Source organism: Roseburia sp. AM51-8, assembly GCF_003478275.1.
Taxonomy (GTDB): Bacteria; Bacillota; Clostridia; order Lachnospirales; family Lachnospiraceae; genus Pararoseburia; species Pararoseburia lenta.
The window spans coordinates 344155-363139 of record NZ_QUEY01000001.1 but is presented as its reverse complement, the minus strand read 5'-3'; the positions used below and the strand labels follow the sequence as shown (position 1 = coordinate 363139).

Sequence of the window (18985 nt, the reverse complement as noted above, 5' to 3'; positions counted from 1 at the left end):
CCACTGTGGTCAACTTAATCCACAAAGCTTGATTTTAAAGGGCACTGAAAAAGTCTGATTCTAAAAAAAGAATTATCTGTACCCTAAATATTCCAAGCGGCCTTCACACCCCGCCACAATATCGCGATATGTTGCTTCAAAGTCTCCCGTATACCATGGATCTGCCACATCATTTGCTTCCTTTAAACACTGATTATTCTTATAATCTGCAAAAGAAAGCATTTTATAAATTTTTTCACCGTTCACTGCATTCCCTGCAATCCGCTTCATATTACGGATATTTGCAGAATCCATTCCAATCAGATAGTCATAATACTCGTAATCCTTTTGTGTCATCTGACGTGCGCGATGGGGCACAACTGGGATTCCCACCTGCGCAAGTTTCGCGCGCGTACCATAATGTGGTGCATTGCCTATCTCTTCTCGGCTGGTAGCCGCCGAATCTATTTCAAATTGTGATAATACGCCAAGCTTGTCTACCATGTCGGTAAAAACACTCTCGGCCATTGTACTGCGGCAGATGTTGCCGTGGCAGATGAAAAGTACTCTTATCATAAAAATCTCCTGTTCTGAAATGCCCTGTAATGCCGAGTTTTGCGTTGGTTTATCAGCTTTTTCTGGCATCGTATTTTTCTTCTCTAAAACTACACTTTTTGCAAAATAATGCAAAACGGAGCAATTCAATGCCTTGTGTAGTAGTCAAATCGTAGTCAGTTAAGGGGGTTCAGACTACGGATAGGGGTGTGCATTATTTAATAAAAGGGTGTGCAGAAATCATCTACATACCCTTTTTATTATCGACTATAAAAGATAAAATATCAAGTTTGAAGATTTTGCATTAATCTATCAAACAGTATTTTATTTTCTGCTCATATAAAATATATCAATAGCTTTACTTGCAAACTCTGCTGTGCCAGCTCCACCAACATCATCAATATTTTCTGTAAGTTCTCCTCCACCGGCATACATTCTTCCAAGACCGCATAAAATCTTATCCGAACATGTATAAAAATGATCTGTAATGTAATTCTGAAGTTTCCTTACCTGCAACTGCACCTGTTCATCTTCTGGGTTCATTTCTTTCATCTGTCCGAATTCAACAAATAATTGCATAAACTCATTTGCAACAGTAGTTTCATCATCTTTCGTCCAGTTCTTTGTTTTCTCTTCAAACTCCCTGTACTCAGAGGTTTGTCCCCATTGTTCTTTTGCACGTTTAGAATACTCATCAATCTTTTTTGTATCAAATACTTTAAAATCCATATATTTCACTCCTATTCCTTTTATTCCTCGAGCGAAACTAATAAGATTTTCAAGATGCTCCTTTTTCATAGTAAGTAATTCAATCTGCTGCTCTAATGCCTTATTTCTATCAAAGTTAGGAGCATCGATTATCTTTTTAATCTCCTTAAGCGGAAACTCCAATTCTTTAAACAGTAAAATTTGCTGTAGTCTTTCCAATGATGTATCGTCATACAACCGGTACCCTGACTCTGTATATTCTATAGGTTTTAAGAGTCCAATGGTATCGTAATACTGCAGAGTGCGTATACTCACTCCTGTTAATTTACTTACCTCATTCACTGTCATCATCGTCATTCCCTCCTCTCGATAAGTTTACTCTAAACTATTACGCAGCGTAGGAGTCAATAACTTTTTGAAGAAAAACTCAAAATTCATCAGCTTGATAAACATCTATATCACAAAATTTGAATTTACATTCTAATGCTATAAGTATTTCTTAAATGCCTTCTTCATCTTCATGCAAATATCCATAATATAATCAAACTGCTGTGACCATGTGGCGTGATCATCAAATGTTACTTCTTTTTCTATAATAATACGACTTGCCTTTCTTTCCGGCAGTTCTCTCCAATCAAGAGCAACTCCCATCACTGACTCAATCTCATCTTTGTGAGAAAGAAGGCTTTTAAAAAGTTCCTTATCATCATTTATGTATAGTTCAACATCAATAGCATTTCTTTTCTGAATTTGAGATACTGCGATATGACAAGCTGATGATCCAATACTAAAATCCATCCAATGATCTGTCGTTGGTTTTCTCTTATTAAATGCTTTGTTAAATTCTGTGCTCTGAAAAGCATAATCATTGAACGCCTGCCAATATTCCAGTCTCTGCTGCTGTGTTGGATTTGTAGCAGTTGTCTTCTTAATCTCCTTCGTCCAATCATTTGGTCTTTCCACTACTGTAAATGATGGAGCAATATCAGAATCTCCGATCTGGAACAGCTTTATTTCACATAAGAAGAATCCTATCTTATCATCCGTATGGTTATTAAGCCACTCAACTGCTGCCTTGTGTTCCTCTCGTGCATGTTTTACTACCCAGATAACTACATCCGCATCTTTTCCAGATGCATAAGTAATCAGTTTGCCAAGATGGTCATGATCCGTGTCTTCTAATTGATTTTCAATGATAATCTTTCTGTCGGTTCCTGTTTCAGATGCATAAATATCAACATTGAAATCTCCAACAGATGATTCCGTCTCATCAACTGTAATATCAAGACCAACAGCATCTGCAAGCAGTTCAACATTCTCTGCTACCCAAGGAGTAAAGTTCAAAGCCTCATGTGGCCACACACTTCTTAAATCAGTTATTTCCTTTAATGTTCCAAGGTTAATCATCGTATTCCCCCTCTAGCTTTATTTTCATTTCCGGGATAGTGCAAAGGAAATCTGTTACTGTTTTATCTACAGTTCCCCCGCCTAAATCTCCATGCATCTTTCTCTTTCTATTATCTGAGTATGTAATAGTTAACTCATAGCTACAACCATCACACACCTTGCATTCAATAATCTTCGTCCAAGGACGATACAGCCATATTACATTCTGATAAAAATCCAAAACTCTTTCCGTTTCAATATGGACTACTTCCTTATCAAGAACTCGTCTGCTTGCTCTCGGATAAGCAAAATACTTAATAGTTCCGTCCGGGAACACTTCAAATGCCCATTGGTCTTCTTTTATTGTTTCGAGGTCATAACATTCCCAATTCGACCAATAACGAAATCTTACCTTGACGATATCCTCAACTAAGAAATCATCAACGCACCACTCGTTCTCACAGTCCTCACAATAACGGTCAGCCATTCCACCACCGTCAATATCGTATATCATACAACCACCAAGTTTGAGATTACCTTTTTCTGCCTCTTCCATAGCTTCTGGAGCAGGATATCCATACATGATGGGAATAACATTATTCGATTTACACTTTGGACATATACATCCCATACAATCCCTCCAAACCCCAAAGTACTCAATCACCCTCTGAAATTTTTCTACAATACATACGGGTCTGATAAAATATCATTTCCAGTTTTTTCATCCTCTAATAAAGCTTGTAGCAAAGTTGTTATTTCTTCGAAATTCATTTCTTTCTTAAACCCCTTATCTCCATGTATCCACATATTCCCCTGCGTATTATCAAATAACAATTCACAAGTTCTTCTTGGAAATCTTCCTAACGCAGAATCATAAAAATTGTCAAAAACCGAATAATGGTGTGTATGAATAAATTCTTCCCACGATGTTATAACTTCATCCTCAGGCCTAATATCTATAATTTCTATCTCTTCAAGATTTCTATCTGAAACTTTTCCCCATGCTTTCTTTAACATATCAATGGCTGCTTTATCACTTTTGGGCGCGCTATATCCAAATATTGTTAATCGATATGCGTTCTCCAGATAATGAGACAGTTGTTCCCAACTAGAAGCTATGTATGGATTACGCTCATAGTTTTTCTCTCTAATAGGATAGAGCAGCGGAACCTCCGATAGCTTTTTTCCACATTTTGGACAATAGTCATATGGATTTCCTAAAACCGTGTCTTTTTCACATGTTGCAACAGCTACATTTCCATGTAAAAAAGCGAGCTGTGGTAAATTATTTGTTATTTTTGTGCATCTACTATATGCTTCCACTAATAATGGATCCCAATTGAACGTTGCTATCAGATCCTTTTTTGTCAAACTCAAAACTAACATATCATAAACCGTAGGTTCATCTGGTAATTCAAAATCTGAGAAGTAACTTACAATTCTTTCTTCAAGTAATTTTCTCTGCTGATTACAATCATCTCTCTCATACATTTCCATATAAATATCCTCAAGATTATCACTGTCGGTAGCCAATGATATACTAGAAATGATTGAACTCATTCCTAATTTCTCGATAAATCCTTTCATTGCAGAGATCTTCTTTCCATTCTTATCTCCTCTTGGAATTGTTGCTACACTTGCTCCAGCTCCCAGCAAAACAACATGGGGGCGTTTCTTAAATGACATCTCATACTTAATAAATTTATCATTCCTGCTCTCTGTTTCTTTTTCAACATATTCTTCAAACAAAGCATCCAGTTCTTCTTGACTCATCGGTTCTCCATTCTTTCCAAGGCACGGATTATATAATACTTCGTCATCGTCAATGTTAATTATCCCATTATGTATAGTTCCCATAGCAGTAAGTGTTTCAGAGAAATGGACCCATCCGAATCCTTCAGTCATTGGCGAACCAACTAAAACATCTCTACAAACCGCATTTTTCAAAAGAATCTCTTTATCCTCTGCACATATATCTCCCCAACGTTTGTTTTCATATTTCTTCATATCTATAATCCTCCATATAAAAAAGCATCCAGAACTCGCCCGGATGCCACTTATACTTCTATATGAATACGGGTTGAATTCTTGGTTTTACAAAGCTATACCTCTCAAAAATGGTTACAAAATCACTAAATTATATTATATCATTCAAGTCTCTTTTTTACCAGTCAAAAAGGCACCCAAGCTATAAGCCTGAGTGCCACAAATCTATATCAATATTCTATTATCAAACCACCTTGAACATATTCTGTTTCAAAGGCTTATCGTCCTTGTCCGAAAGCCCCATCTCTTTTCTGGCATTCTCCACCCCCTGCATCTTCTGAAGTTCTTTCTCCGCATCCTCAAGTCCAACGTGGGTGTAAACATTAAGAGTTACTGCTATATCCGAATGCCCCATGAGATACTGCAATGTCTTAGGATTCATGCCAGATTTTGCCATGTTGGAACAATATGTATGACGGCATACATGGGGTGTGATATTTGGCATCTGTACCTTATAAATCTCGTTGTACCTGCCCACCATACTGTTAAATCTGTGTTCCCAGTGCATGGCAACTAGCGGCATTCCGTTCTTATCCAGAAAAAGAAATCCAGTGTATCCACCTACCACTTTCTCCACTTTATATTCTGGTCTGTCTTGAATAATTGCTCGAAACATTTCTGTAACTTCTTTTGTCATTGGAATTACCCTTGTTCCGGCATTCGTCTTTGTCGGCTCAATCACATACTCCATCTTCGAAGTTCTCTGCAACTGATGGTCGATATTGATGGTTCTTTTCTCTAAATTAATATCTTTCATCGTCAATCCACAAAACTCCGAAATACGCATCCCTGTATGAAAAAGAATGTATATTACTTCATAATACTTGCAGTAAACTACATCGTCATGTACAAACTTTAAGAATTTTCGCATCTGATCCTTTGTGATTGCCTCCCTTGTGACAGCATCATTTACCACCACTCCCGCAAGCTCAAATTGGAAAGGATTCTTCATAAGGACATCATCATCTACCGCCATTTGAAATGCCGGACGGAGAACTCCACGCACTGTCTTTATCGTGCTATGCCCTCTTCCGTCTTCCTGCTGCATTTTTATAAGAAACAGTTTTACATCAGATGTCTTAACTTTTGAAATCTTTTGACTTCCGAAAGACTCCTTTTTCAGAATATTTCTCACAAAATTATAATTGGCTAATGTGTTCGGTCGCATTTCCACCTTAGTTCTGAGGTATCTCTCCACCAATTCATTCACCGTAATATTCTTTCATATTTTCATTTTTTGCACGACAAAAGGCAGCCCGCTCTGGACTGCCTTCTGCATAATATATGCTATTTACTTCTTGTTACTAAATTACTATCTAATTCGATTTTACTTATTGCAATTTACTCCTGTCTCCTTTCTATTATTGATAATTATCATGAATATATTTGTCTTTGATAGATTATATAAACTATCAAAGGTTATAATTTTAGGAAATTTTGCTGCACTCTATATGCATTATCTAATTCTTCCCATGTTGAAATACTTAATGAATGGATCTTTAAACAATAATCCATTATAGTCTTTCGCAAATATGTATCCACCTTTTTTATTTCATTAATATCTGGTTCAATTTCAAATATAGATTTTCCTCCATGAAGTATCGGATTTCTATATTTGTTTTTCAGTTGCTCATACTTTTGTTTGTTCCGTAAATAATCCGCCTTATCAATAGCTAATATTGTAAAAACTAACTTTATTACCTTTTCTTTATTATAATTTCGTGGATCGATTCCATCAAAAGTATCAAATAAGTAACTAATTCGTTGTGTCCAATCTCTGACATATTCTGATTCACAAATATTCACCAAAGAACGCTTACACAAATTATCAATATAATTTGCATTACCAAACAATATTTCATATATATCATCTTTATAAAGTTTAATACAATTATATGCCTCGCTAGGAATCTGATACTCACTGAATACCCTTCCCGGTACAAATTGTAAGAACAATTCTTCCTTATCTTCTACAAACTCATAAATTGCCCTAATACCTGTTCTTAACCCAACTCTGGGAGGTAATACTTCTCCGTTTAGAATATCACCCCCTGATAGCATATCATAATACAAACATTCATTGAGCTCATTGCAAATGTAATCCACAAATTGCTCCCTTATTATTGGTGAACGCATGTATTCATCACTGATTTTAGGCAGATTTAAACCTATAACACGCGGATATCCATCATCAGCTCTTTCACAGCGATATAATATTTCTATAATATATTCAAAGTCTTCTATTGAAAAATCATTAAAAATAGATTCATAATCTTTCCCCAAATCTTTTGATACATAATTTTTATAGTATCTATCATATTTGAACTGATTCAAACTTGGAAGAAGTAAATAGTTTCCCCTTTTCTCTGGATAGCTAATCTGTAATCCTTCCAACGTTGCAACATATGTTGTCCTTTGAGAATAAACGACTGGTAATCCCGCAAGTGATTGCTCTTGTGGCATTTTGTATGAATACTTGCTTACTTCATTTAAAATATATTCTTTTAGCGATTCAATACTAGTTATTTCACTATCAATTACCTTTGTACAAAACCGTATTATTATATTAAATAGCTCCTGATTTATCTCATGTGCTTTTCTAATCGATACTAATTCATCTATTCTTTTCCCCTTATGAACAACCTCCGTTCTTATTTCTTTCGAGTAAAAATATAACTGCGAACTAATAACATCAAAATTTGATTGATTTTCAGCAACAATTGATAAAATTCTTTTCTTGTTATCAGTAAAACTATATGTATCACAAAGTCCCATTCCATCTATTTTTGAAAACAAAAAAACAAAACATCTTGTCTCATCAATAATCTGCAATGCCTCGCATGCCTCGCTATATATCGCCTATATAAGTTATATACTTCGTCATTTCTGTGTGAATAAATCACTCTATATAATCTTGTATCATTATTCTCTGTCACACCCAGATCAAGTCCAATTCCTTTTTGCATTAAATAGAACTCTTCTTCTCCATTTATATATGCCCCGATTGAATAATCGTCATTGATTGAAAATAGCCTTCTTTTACCATCTATAAGCCCAGGGATTCCTATAGTATATTCCGGTCTATTAAATGGGCATTCTAATATTCTAATGTAATCAAACCGTCTATTTGCATCATTTAGAATTTTCTCAAAAATAGTAATATCATTATTTATCTCACTAATATCATATTTAGATGATAATAAAAGAAAAGGTAAACCTGTTAGTTGTTCTGTAAAGAAACTTCGATTGTGTTCTACAATTAATCTTAATTTCTCCTTTTCATCATCTAAAAGATTACTATATTCAATAGCCTCATTTGATACATCTCCTGGGAAAAAAATCATATCTCCAAGTTTTAATACGTACTCTAACAGTACACGTTGTACAGGCAAAATATATAAATTCACTTTTTCATAACCCCTTTCTTTACTTTAATGAAACAAGACTACACAATTTTCAGATTCCATCCCTTCTGTTGTAACTTCATCTGCATTTTATCATCCACAAAATCAATAGGAATAGCAAGGCAAATCAACGCTCTTGCTCTTGTCATTGCAACATACTGGCATTTTAATCTTTTCTCTGAAGAACTCTTCATCCTTTTGGGTGGTTCTCCACACAGATAATCAAGTATTGATTTCATATTATGTGATTTCATAAAAGTCTCTAACACCAAAGTAGCTAAATGTGTTCTTCCTTTAACAGAATGGATACTACCAAATTCCATATCAACCTCGCGTTTTGTCTCTTCGTCACAGTACACATAATAATTTGGCAATAGTTTTTTATCATCACTATTTTCATTGCTCTTTTCTTGATCTTCCACCCATTTTCCAAATTTTTTTACATCCTCATTGGGTTCAGTTTCAAATAGAGACAATATTTTTTTCATAATAATAACCATAGACTTCCAATCTTCTTTAGAAATTAGATTACCAAAATCAGCAAGTAACATAAGTAACTTTCTGAAATCCTTTTTTTGTTCATCTGATAATAGTTTCATAATAGCATTGATTGAATTTCCCGTAGCAGGTATATAATTACATTCCTTAGCTTTATTAACTAATCGTCTAAGACCTTTACAAATCCATTCAATCTGCTCTGATTTTTCTCCATTATTCTGAAATTCTTCAATTCCTTTCCTAAAATAATCAATCAAATTTTTGGGAGTGGTTCTCTTGTTTGCTTTTCTAGCTTCATAAGCATTCCAATAATCATATATTCCTTTGGGAAATTGATTATCTTTTGTCTCTTCTTTTTTATCATGAATCATCCCAATTACATGAACGCCTTCTTTTTCATAAGTTTTCAGTTCCTCATCACTAAACGTATCCAATATAAGTTGTCCAAATTCATCTATTACCTGAGCTGCATTCTCCTTTTCAAATAAAAAGATTGTATGTTTGATTCCCTTTTGCGTAAATTCATTGTCTGTACCATCCATTTGAGTTTTTGAAAGAGCAACAGTATTGGCTAAACTTGATATGGATGAATCAAATCTTCTGCTTTCACTTAAAACAAGTGCATTTTCCCTTGGAAAATTTCCCGTTGTATCATCAGCATATAAATTCCCATATATTGCTTGATTACTATCACCAAATCCCTGCCTTATGCTCAACTCTCCATCACTATTAAAAGCCTTTTTGAGCAAATCCCATTGAAACGTATCTGTATCCTGAGCTTCATCTATAAACAATATAGGAAACCTTCTCTGTATAGCTTTAGGTATCTCATCCCATTCTTTCAAAACTTTTTGAGCATATAAAAGCATTTCCCCAAATGTAAAATATCCATCTTTTTGAGTTTTCTCAATAACTGATAACAAAAGTTCATTTGTTTCTTCATTTTTAACTCTCTCGATATTCCCTATATTATCTCGATATTCACAAATCGTCTCACTTTTATATTGCCTTTCTAAATAGTAACGTTTATTTCTTGGTAGTTTATTCCATCTAAGTGAGTGGACAAGCTCCGTATCTATAATATTGATTTCATATCCGTTTGACTTTAACCATGGTAAAGAAACATATGTATCAAAAAAAGAATGCACTGTACCTATAAAATGCGGATACGATAACAATTTTCGCCCAATCTCTGTGTTTCCTAATCGCTCTTCTATCTCTTCTCTTGCCACATTTGTATGCGATAAAACACAGATGCCAGCATTGGAATATGGCCATTTCTTTGCAAGAATTGCCAACTTAGCAACCAATATAGTTGTTTTACCGCTTCCCGGAAACGCCTGTATATCAACAGAATCCATATTTTTTAGTACATTAACTCTAGTAGAATCAAAATGAACTTTTCCGTCCATCATCTCTTCTACCCACAATATATCTTCGTCAGTAATCTCTATATTTGCTAATTTTTCAATTTCCAATCAATTCACCCCTTAGTAACATATATAATTGCACTTATCAAATAATCCGGTAATACCTTTTTCAAGTCTTCAGCTCTGTTTATATATTTCTTTTCAAGATTAATCGCTAATTCTTGTGCGAAATCAGCTTTTGATGCTTTTTTTGAAGTAAAAAAACTATAAAAGCAAGCTGCTCTTTCTTCTTTAGTTTTATAAGCATTTATCTTTTCAATTAATTTATCCTTCTTACTTGGTCTATTCTTTTTTTCATAGCTTACATTTATTACAGAATCAATTAATATTTCCTTCATTTCTTCATCCTGTAGCCCTATATACGCTAAGTCATATTCTAGTGTCCAATGATTGGCTACAAATGTTTTTACTTTCTGTCCATCTGCTTTTTCTTTTATCTCATTAACATGGTTTTCTGCTCCTAATACTGAATAATCAGCCTCTGCTCGCCATGCACGTTTACTTTTTTCTGGCCATGTATCCTTATCATCTGTATATTTTTCATCTATACAAATTCTTGGAGCACAATTGGGCATAATATCTCTATCTGTAACACATGCAACATTTACATCCAACTGTTTATTCTCATCTTTTCTTTGAAATATCCTTGCATATCTTCTCAATCCGGTACTTCTAACATCAACAAGCGAAGTACCATAATCTGTAAAATTACATCCCAATAATTTGGATAATGTAGGTAACAGCAATGCCTCTCCAGGACCTTCTACAATTATTACACTTCTTGCAAAAAACAGATTTGCTTTAGTTGCATCAAGGTATTTTTCCAAATAAAGATAATCATCTTCATCCAATTTTGTCTGCTCTTTCTCAAGAGAATATACTTTACCCGATTTCACAATCACAATGTTCGATAATTTTACAACAGAAGCCAATAATGGCGAATGTGTAGTAATTATAGTCTGTCTATTCCCTTTCTCAGATTCTTCTTCTAAAGATTGAATTAATTTTAATTGTCTTTGTGCATGTATATGTGCCTCTGGTTCCTCAATCAATAAAAAACAGGATTTATTATCTCCTATTGCCTCATTATGTAATAGTAACTCACATGCCATACTCATAATATTACTTGTCCCAAGTCCAACTCTACCGCACATATCACTGGCATCTTTATCTACTGCAAGATCTAATTTCTCCAATAATGCCATCTCTTTTTTTATTTTATTAGAATTTGACCCTGTAACTTCCAATCTTGTTCTTATGTTATCCTTTTTCAAAAGCATTTTTTCTTGCAGTATTGTCGTCATTTCTTCGTTGATTGAATCCAGTGCTGGATGTTTTACTAAAAGTGTATTTGAAAGATCTGCTATTCCCGCTATGGAAAGATTATGAATATCAATTCCCTCCTCATACTCATCAACTCCTTGATCTACAACAGAAATATGTTGCATAATTTGTGATAGTCTTGAATGTCTTCCAGCCTGCATTTCACTATATGCATTTCTCAAGGCACGCAAGTATGTAGCTCTTAACAATTCTCTTGCTTCTGCAGATGGTGATGGTCCGTTTCCTTCTATTCCTGTTGAGACATTTACCACTGGGCGAGGCGGATTGAATGATGATAAATATCTGCACGTCCAATGTAGATATAAACATGGAATCTTTTTATTTTCATCTTCATATGAGAGGCATTCCAAAAAAGCCCCTCGTTCATCTTCATTCAATTCCTCAAATTTACATGTAATTTTAATTTCTAATGTTGCATCTTCTTTGTAAAAATCTTCCTGCTCCACTCTATACCAGTTCATATCTGTAGTTCCAAGAACTAGTTTTATTGCATCCATGATTGCTGATTTTCCAGAATCATTTTCTCCAACAAGAACATTTAAACCTTTTTTGAAAGTAATACTATGCTCATTTCCATCAAAACATCTAAAATTCTTTATTTGCAACAATGAAAGATACATATTCCTCAACTATCCTTTCTTTTGTTATCCGATTACACCTTATCTTTGTTTTATAGTTTTACAACACTTACAATACTTTCCAGTATCCTGCCTTTTTTGAACCAACCCGCTCTATATACCCATTTTCTCTTAAAAATGATATATTGTTTTCTACTGCTGTTTCACTCACCCCTAATATATTATGAAGTTCTGCAGTTGTAATGTTCGGGTTGTCCCTCATTTCTGAAATAATTTTTTGCCTTCTGGAATTTAAAGGTTTCTTATCCCCAACCTTTTTCCCAACTTTATTCCCAACCTTATTTATTCTCTCAAATGGGATAGTAACAACAATGGAATTCTCCCTAAATGAAAATGCATCTTTTCCATACATTTCCGTAATTTTAGGGACTCCTCGACCAGATTTCTCACTTATATGCAGTTGAAGAAATATCTCGGATAATTTTTCATTTACAGGGATTGATTCTCCTAAGAAAAATCCCTCCATGGTCTGTGCCGGAGCAAGTGTTCCCCTTGATAGTATCTCTATTCTGTCGGAAAATACCGAAATCATAGGTTCATTTCCTTCCACCCATTTATTGTGCAGGACGGCATTAATGACAGCCTCACGAAATGCCTTGTTATCAAATAACGGAACCTCCTTTCGTTCAACGACCCTGTCTGTCTCATCCGCCTGAATCAGGTTCAATACATCTCCATAACGCAACAACTCATCCAAACTGTATAATAAACAGTCATTTCCAAATTCACGTACAGAGAAAAGATTAGAGCCTTTTGTTTCTCCATCAAAAATAGATACACGAAGCGGAAAATGAGAATTATCCGACAGAAGTTGCGCTAATATATTAAACTCGCCTTCTTCTGTTTTTAGCCCCAGATTCTTAATAAACGTCTTTTGATTTAGAACAATACCTTTGGAACCGTAATATCCAAAGAGTTTTTGAAATGTAAGTTCCTGGTATTTTGCCGGTACTGTTTCTATCGTTTCGGTTCTTCCATCCAGTATTTTGAAAAGTTCAATTTCTCTCTTAGGGTAATCCTTAATATTGCATTTTGATGATCCTATTCTTAAAAACCTCTTTTCTTTAAATGCCGTAGGAATGTCAGTTGCCGATGGAATTACTAAAACTACAACTCTCTTTCCTAAAATTTCAGTTTCTTCAAATTTGAAATTGATACTCGGAGATAAGTTCCTTGCAAGATAATTCTGATACGGTTCCTTGTTATATTCACAATACTGGTTAAATGTTGTTCCTACAATTTCATGGGTTGTATCATTTACACCCCAAATGAAAAAGGCATTTTTTTTATAATGAAATGCTGCTGCATTTGACAGGGCAGATACATATTCGCCTAACACTTCAGGCTGAAACCAGTTCGCCTTAAATTCAAACCATTCCTGTTCATCACTTAAGGCACATAAATCTAAAACAATTTGTTTAATATCCATTAGTATGCTCTTACCCAACTTTTATTCCCAACCGAACTAATTATAACATGTTGGGAATAAAGTTGGGAATAAAAATAAAAAAACTTCAGAATATCTCATAAGTTTCTTCTTTTCCCTTTGTCTTTTGTGGCATAGACTTTTCTGAATCTTCTCCAGCAACCTTTGCTTTCATCACCTCCAGCTTCGCCTTCAGGGACACTCTTTCTGCAGGTGCATCTGCATACTGTCTGCCCCCCTTCTCCTGCTCTATACCCACTGTTTTCTCTGCAAGCGGAGTATTCTTCACCGGACTGTCTGCGACCTCTTTTTCGCTCTTTGGAGCTTCCGGCTCATCATCCATATCAATCCCGTCATTACCCTTTTCATCCATGTTAAGCAGGGCATTTAATGCTGACAGACGCTCCAACTTCTCAGCAAGCTTAAATCAAGGTTTTCACGGCATCCTTTAAACACTGCATGGCAGATGAAAAGTATTTTATCTTTGTTTTGTTTGACAATGCTATGCCGATGCAAAGTATCACATCCTTTCTTGAGAACCATAAGTGTAATCACCAAAAGTCCCTGAAAGATGTATGTCCATGTTCCAAGTGTTAGTTTAGGAAACACCTCGCTAAACGCATATGGCACACTTGAATTTGTTTAGAATGGCAAGACAAAATCCTCCTCATGCGAATATTTTCCTAAATGCCGTTCAGAATCAATCCTTACCTCTCCACTTCATGCTTCCGGCTCAGTTCCTCTTTCAACTTCTTCCATTCCGCGCCCACCAGCGGATAGGCTTTCATGGCAATGGCAGAAATGATAAAGAGCAATGCCGGCAGTGCCATCCAGGCAACCTTAACACCAAACTTTGCCATAGCATCCTGCGCCCCTGCCTTGACGGCATTGTCATAGCCAAACCATCCAATGATCATGACAAATGCTGCATTTGCAAAACTGATCGCCGGTTTCGTGATCAGACTATTCACACCTGCATACATGCCCTCTCTACGAAATCCGGTCTTGGCTTCATCATAATCAATCACCTCGCCGTTCATCAGCGGCACCAGATACATACCACCGGAAAAGCCCAAACCAATAATAAAGAAAGCGATCATGGCAGGAATGACATATTGTCCGGCAAAAATAACCAAGGTTGCACCTGCCGCAAAGGCAACACTCATCTCGATAATACACTTGGCAACACCGATCTTTCCCATGCTCTTGATCCAAAGAATGATGCCGCACACCGCACCAACGCCAAGACTGGCATAAGCCAAAGGCATCGGAACCGTGAACTCATCAAAATAATAGACCACGCCCTGCATCAAAATGGTCTGCACAAAAATAACCGTAAAACTAATGACTTCATACACCAGAAATGCCCTGTTTTTAAAGCACTGACAGATAGACTCCCAGAGTCCCGGTGCTTCCTCAGCATCAGACGTATATTTTTCTTTATAAAAGAAGGTGGATAAAAAGATCACCAGAGTCGTAACCACGCCAAGCATGATCATAATGGTCTGAAAACGACTTGCGCTCTCTCCTACATCCGGTCTGACCAGAGGAAAGAGTACCAGCGGTGCTGCCAGCGACAAGAGCGTAAAGAAGATCTTCCAGACAAAGATCCCACTCCTTGCCTGATTACTCTCTGCCATTGTATAAGGAAGCACATACAAAGAAGTTGCGATTGCCGTATAAAACGTATCAAAAAAGAAAAGTGATACTAACATCTGCACAAAGAGAGCCGTCTGGCTGCCGCCCAGAGGCCACAAGAACCAACTTAAGATAAAGATCACGCCATAGAGTAGCGCACCATAACGGATATAAGGGATCCGTCGTCCCAATTTTGATTTCGTCCGGTCCGAAATATAGCCAAATAAAGGATCATTCAAAGCATTCCAGACAGCGAAGATCATCCAGACGATACTTGCCAGTCCCTCATCCAATCCCAGATATTTGGTATAAAAATAGGTCATGCCTCCCCCTGTGATCAGACCGGACAGTGCTCCACACAAACAGTCTGCACTGCACAACCAAAACTTACTGCTTACGCTTACCTTCTCTTCTTTCATCATTTTACCCCCATTTTCTTACAATACCTTTGCTACAAAATCCCTCAAAATGTCCTCATAACGTTCTACATCGGAATCCAGTGACTGCGCATGATCCGCTTTTGGAAATGTATGCAGTTCACTATAGCCTTTATTTATCTTATGCATTCTTTGACTCTGGCTGCACGGAATGAAATTATCATCTTCCCCATGGATAAAACAAACCGGAATCTCATTGTCATACAAGGACTCCTCCGGACTGACTTTTGCCAAAGAAAATCCATACAAGATCCTGCACACCCAGGATGCCGGATAAGCAAAAAACCCCGGTAAATGGAAGATTTCTTTGACCTTTCCACACAAGACCTCCAACAATCTGCCATAACCGCAGTCCGCTACCAAAAACTTAACTTTCGGCTTGTACTGCAAAGCCATAAGACTCAACCCTGAGCCCATAGATTCGCCATGCAGCCCCAAAAGAATGTCATCCCCAAACCGCTTGTAAGTATCATCGATCATTGCTAAAAGATCTTTGGACTCACGGATGCCAAACATGCAGCGACACCTCTTGTTCTCGCCATGCCCCCTGTCATCATAGATAATGCAGTTGAATCCCAACTTCTGGAATAGATAGACATACTTATAAGATCCATATCTGGTATAAGTATAGCCATGACTGATAATCACAAATTTTTTTGACTGCGGGTCTGTCTCAATATACTCCGCATGCAAGACATAATCATCATAAGACCGTACCGTGTAGGTTTCTTTTGCCGGAAAATCCATCCCCTTTAAATATGGCTTTCCCAGTTCAATTTTCCTGGTTTCTTCCAGACCAAACCTTTTCGGAAAAACTGCATAGGTACAAAGACCGACAGACACCAAAAACAGCAGTACGACCAGCACGATCACAATGATAAGTAAGATATGTAATGCCCCCATTTTACCCCCTCCTTCTCGTAAAGCGGCATATTCTTTCGTCTATTCTCGCGCCAACTAAAAATGACATTAGCCGGCACATGCTAACTAATGTCATTTTAACATACTTTTATAAGAAAAATAACGGATTATTTTATGAAACGCTTATGTCCGTCTCGACCGGTTCCAAGCCCTCTCCAGAAACTTTCACATGAATACAGCCCGTTTCATATCCAGCGCGGATAACAGCAAGGGATTTGCCAAGGAAAGTCTTGTGCTGATCGGACACAAAATCATCTGCAATATTTGGTCTCGCAGAGCCATATCCCTGCAAGCACCCGGCACCTGTGACTTCCACCTTTAAGACCTGATCGACAGATGATTTGGTAATACCGTTTTCGCCCACCAGATCAATGTTTAAAAAGCAAAGATCCTGCCCGTTAGCCCGTAGACTCTGACATTCCGGTCTTAAAGAAATCTTTGTCTTTCCACTGGCAGAGACCAGTTTGCTCCTTCCCGTCTCCTTGCCGGAAGCATCGTATGCCACTGCCTCGATCTGCCCCTCTTGATAGGTCACTTTCTTAAACTTCGCCGTATCCTGCTTGGTCTTTTTCTTGCCCAGACTCTGACCGTTTACCAAAAGTTCTACCACCGGCGCATCGGAATAGACGGTTGCCATCGTGCGCTTTCCCTCACAGCCTTCCCAGGACCAACTCTCCACGGCATCCGTGGTACGCCACATGGAAAGCGACTGGAAATGATCTGCATGGGTCAGCGGATCTACCCCAATCGTCGGCACATCCTGCAAGCCCCAGATGATCTTGCCCCAGCCCACTTCCGGACGCATCTTTCCGCAGATATCAATGATACCGGGACCGCCTGTCATAATAAGACCCGGATCAATGTTTTCTTTTGTCTTCTTATCAACATAACGCACGGTTCCTATACCGGACTCGCCCAGATAATCCCAGCCCGTCCACATGAAATCGCCTGTCATGGTTGGCAATTTCTTTACCAGTTGCCAGTTTTCATACAAAGATTGTGGCAGGGTCTCGGATCCGGTCGTTGCTTGGTTTGGACAATCTCTAGCATCTTTTTCATAGCGGCTGGTCGCATAATTATATCCCGGAATATCAAAGATCTCACGCATCTTGACAGCCACGGCATTTGCCTTTTTGGAAGACGCAGCCTTAGTCATCAGTTTTCCCATCTTATTCATGAGCAGATTAAAGAAATCAGAGGTTGGCATAGCATCCATGCCACCAGTTCCACTGTCCTTGACCTGTCCCTTGTCATCCGTTCCGTAAATGCTCTTTTTGCCGCCAGCCATCATAGCAAGCATCAGGTTGATACCTGCGGTCACCGGACGCGTCTTATCTTTTTCATGGCAAAAATCTACCATGACTTTCGCCTGCTTCTGTCCATCTTCCATACCGAGTTCTGTGATCTCATTTCCGATCGAATACATGACAACGGATGGATGGTTGTAGTCTTTGGAGATCATAGCCTCCGTATCCGCTTTCCACCATTCCTTGAATTTATCACCTGCATAGTCATATGGATTTTTGTGGATCAGCCACATATCAAAAGTCTCATCCATCACATACATACCCATAACATCGCAGGCATCTAACATTGCCTTTGAGATCGGGTTGTGTGCAGACCGGATGGCATTAAATCCTGCTTCTTTTAAAATGCGCACTCGCCGGGTCTCAGCATCTGCAAACCCACAGGCGCCCAGCACGCCATTGTCGTGGTGGATACATGCACCGCGAAAGAGGACTTCTTTTCCATTTACAAGAAATCCCTCTTTTCCCCATGCAAGAGTACGCATACCAAAATGACTTTCATCACAATCAAGCACACTGCCGTCCTGCACAAGTTCTGCTCTTACCCGGTAAAGATGCGGATCTTCGGCAGACCATGGTTTCGCATTCGGTATCATGATCGTAATACCCTCGGTTTCCAAGTGTGTCAGATCTTCCACGACCATATCCGTCACGACCGCATTTTGATCCAGAATCGTGATCTTTGCCTGGGCATTTTCCGCCACACAGGCAAGGCGCAGGCAGATACATTCCTGATCCAATACCTGTACCTTGATTCCTTCCGGCTTGATATAAGATGATCCCGCCGTATAAAGTGACACCGGGCGATAAATACCACTGCCGGAATACCATCTGCTGTTTGGCACATCTGCATTATCCGCGATCACCTGAATCTCATTCTGACCGACCGTCAAAAGATCTGTCAGATCTACATAAAAATTCGTATAACCATAAGGTCTTTCCGCGATCTGATTTCCATTGAGGCTGATGCGCGCATTCTGGTAAACTCCCTCAAACTCCAAGATATTGGTCTGCTCTGCTGTCTGGGCATCCACATCCCAAATCTTCTTATAAATGTACTTGCCACCCTCAAAATAAGCACTGGCGCTGGCTGTCTTATTTTCTTTCGCCCTTTTTTCATAGAGCATGGCATCATGCGGCAGATTAACGTGTTCTACCCTCTCCTGCCCTTCTTTTTGCACCGTCCAGTCCCGGTTAAAATCGATTTTCTCATAGACGCTCCTCTTTTCCTCTGTTTTCACGCTAGTATATTTTCATATCTTACAAGT

General features: G+C 37.8%; 14 protein-coding genes and 2 pseudogenes. All 16 read right to left on the bottom strand.

Going from position 1 to position 18985, the window contains the following annotated elements:
• Nucleotides 1–72 precede the first annotated feature (72 nt).
• The 16 genes and pseudogenes from DW996_RS01795 to DW996_RS01720 all read right to left on the bottom strand — a co-directional run bounded on the left by DW996_RS01795 (nt 73) and on the right by DW996_RS01720 (nt 18958).
• A complete protein-coding gene (locus DW996_RS01795; RefSeq protein WP_118534880.1) occupies nt 73–555 on the bottom strand; it encodes a low molecular weight protein-tyrosine-phosphatase in 483 nt (160 codons plus the stop codon).
• Nucleotides 556–858: 303 nt separating this feature from the next.
• Nucleotides 859–1593 (bottom strand): MerR family transcriptional regulator, encoded by a 735-nt coding sequence (locus tag DW996_RS01790; RefSeq protein WP_118534700.1) that lies wholly within the window; start codon nt 1591–1593, stop codon nt 859–861.
• Nucleotides 1594–1728: 135 nt separating this feature from the next.
• The gene (locus tag DW996_RS01785; protein WP_118534699.1) at nt 1729–2649 is read right to left on the bottom strand and encodes a DUF4268 domain-containing protein; all 921 of its coding nucleotides are present in this window, start codon (nt 2647–2649) and stop codon (nt 1729–1731) included.
• Nucleotides 2642–3259 carry a hypothetical protein gene (locus tag DW996_RS13065; RefSeq protein WP_199642608.1) on the bottom strand — a complete coding sequence of 206 codons (618 nt, stop codon included), beginning with the start codon at nt 3257–3259 and terminating at the stop codon, nt 2642–2644. The genes DW996_RS01785 and DW996_RS13065 overlap by 8 nt, the downstream gene beginning before the upstream one ends.
• Nucleotides 3260–3306: 47 nt before the next feature.
• The gene (locus DW996_RS01775) at nt 3307–4635 is read right to left on the bottom strand and encodes a hypothetical protein (RefSeq protein ID WP_199642607.1); all 1329 of its coding nucleotides are present in this window, start codon (nt 4633–4635) and stop codon (nt 3307–3309) included.
• Between the two features lie 223 nt (nt 4636–4858).
• Nucleotides 4859–5893: pseudogene (locus DW996_RS01770) on the bottom strand (tyrosine-type recombinase/integrase); the annotation flags it as partial.
• A 200-nt stretch (nt 5894–6093) separates the two neighbouring features.
• Nucleotides 6094–7506, bottom strand: coding sequence for a hypothetical protein (locus DW996_RS01765; protein ID WP_147403510.1), 1413 nt, complete (start codon nt 7504–7506; stop codon nt 6094–6096).
• A complete protein-coding gene (locus DW996_RS01760) occupies nt 7455–8081 on the bottom strand; it encodes a hypothetical protein (RefSeq protein WP_118534697.1) in 627 nt (208 codons plus the stop codon). The genes DW996_RS01765 and DW996_RS01760 overlap by 52 nt, the downstream gene beginning before the upstream one ends.
• A gap of 38 nt (nt 8082–8119) precedes the next feature.
• Entirely contained in the window at nt 8120–10054 is a 1935-nt protein-coding gene (locus DW996_RS01755) for a UvrD-helicase domain-containing protein (protein ID WP_118534696.1), read from the bottom strand.
• Nucleotides 10055–10059: 5 nt separating this feature from the next.
• On the bottom strand, nt 10060–11970 hold the full coding sequence (locus DW996_RS01750; RefSeq protein WP_118534695.1) for an ATP-dependent nuclease: 1911 nt from the start codon (nt 11968–11970) through the stop codon (nt 10060–10062).
• Nucleotides 11971–12037: 67 nt separating this feature from the next.
• On the bottom strand, nt 12038–13417 hold the full coding sequence (locus DW996_RS01745; RefSeq protein WP_118534694.1) for an RNA-binding domain-containing protein: 1380 nt from the start codon (nt 13415–13417) through the stop codon (nt 12038–12040).
• Between the two features lie 85 nt (nt 13418–13502).
• Nucleotides 13503–13757, bottom strand: a complete 255-nt coding sequence (locus DW996_RS01740) for a hypothetical protein (protein WP_147403509.1) — start codon at nt 13755–13757, stop codon at nt 13503–13505.
• Between the two features lie 185 nt (nt 13758–13942).
• Nucleotides 13943–14050, bottom strand: a pseudogene (locus tag DW996_RS14705) (DUF6198 family protein); the annotation flags it as partial.
• A gap of 71 nt (nt 14051–14121) precedes the next feature.
• Nucleotides 14122–15471 (bottom strand): MFS transporter, encoded by a 1350-nt coding sequence (locus DW996_RS01730; protein ID WP_158575156.1) that lies wholly within the window; start codon nt 15469–15471, stop codon nt 14122–14124.
• Nucleotides 15472–15489: 18 nt separating this feature from the next.
• Nucleotides 15490–16392, bottom strand: coding sequence for an alpha/beta hydrolase (locus DW996_RS01725; RefSeq protein ID WP_118534690.1), 903 nt, complete (start codon nt 16390–16392; stop codon nt 15490–15492).
• Between the two features lie 130 nt (nt 16393–16522).
• A complete protein-coding gene (locus DW996_RS01720) occupies nt 16523–18958 on the bottom strand; it encodes a glycoside hydrolase family 2 TIM barrel-domain containing protein (protein WP_118534689.1) in 2436 nt (811 codons plus the stop codon).
• Between the last annotated feature and the right edge of the window lie 27 nt (nt 18959–18985).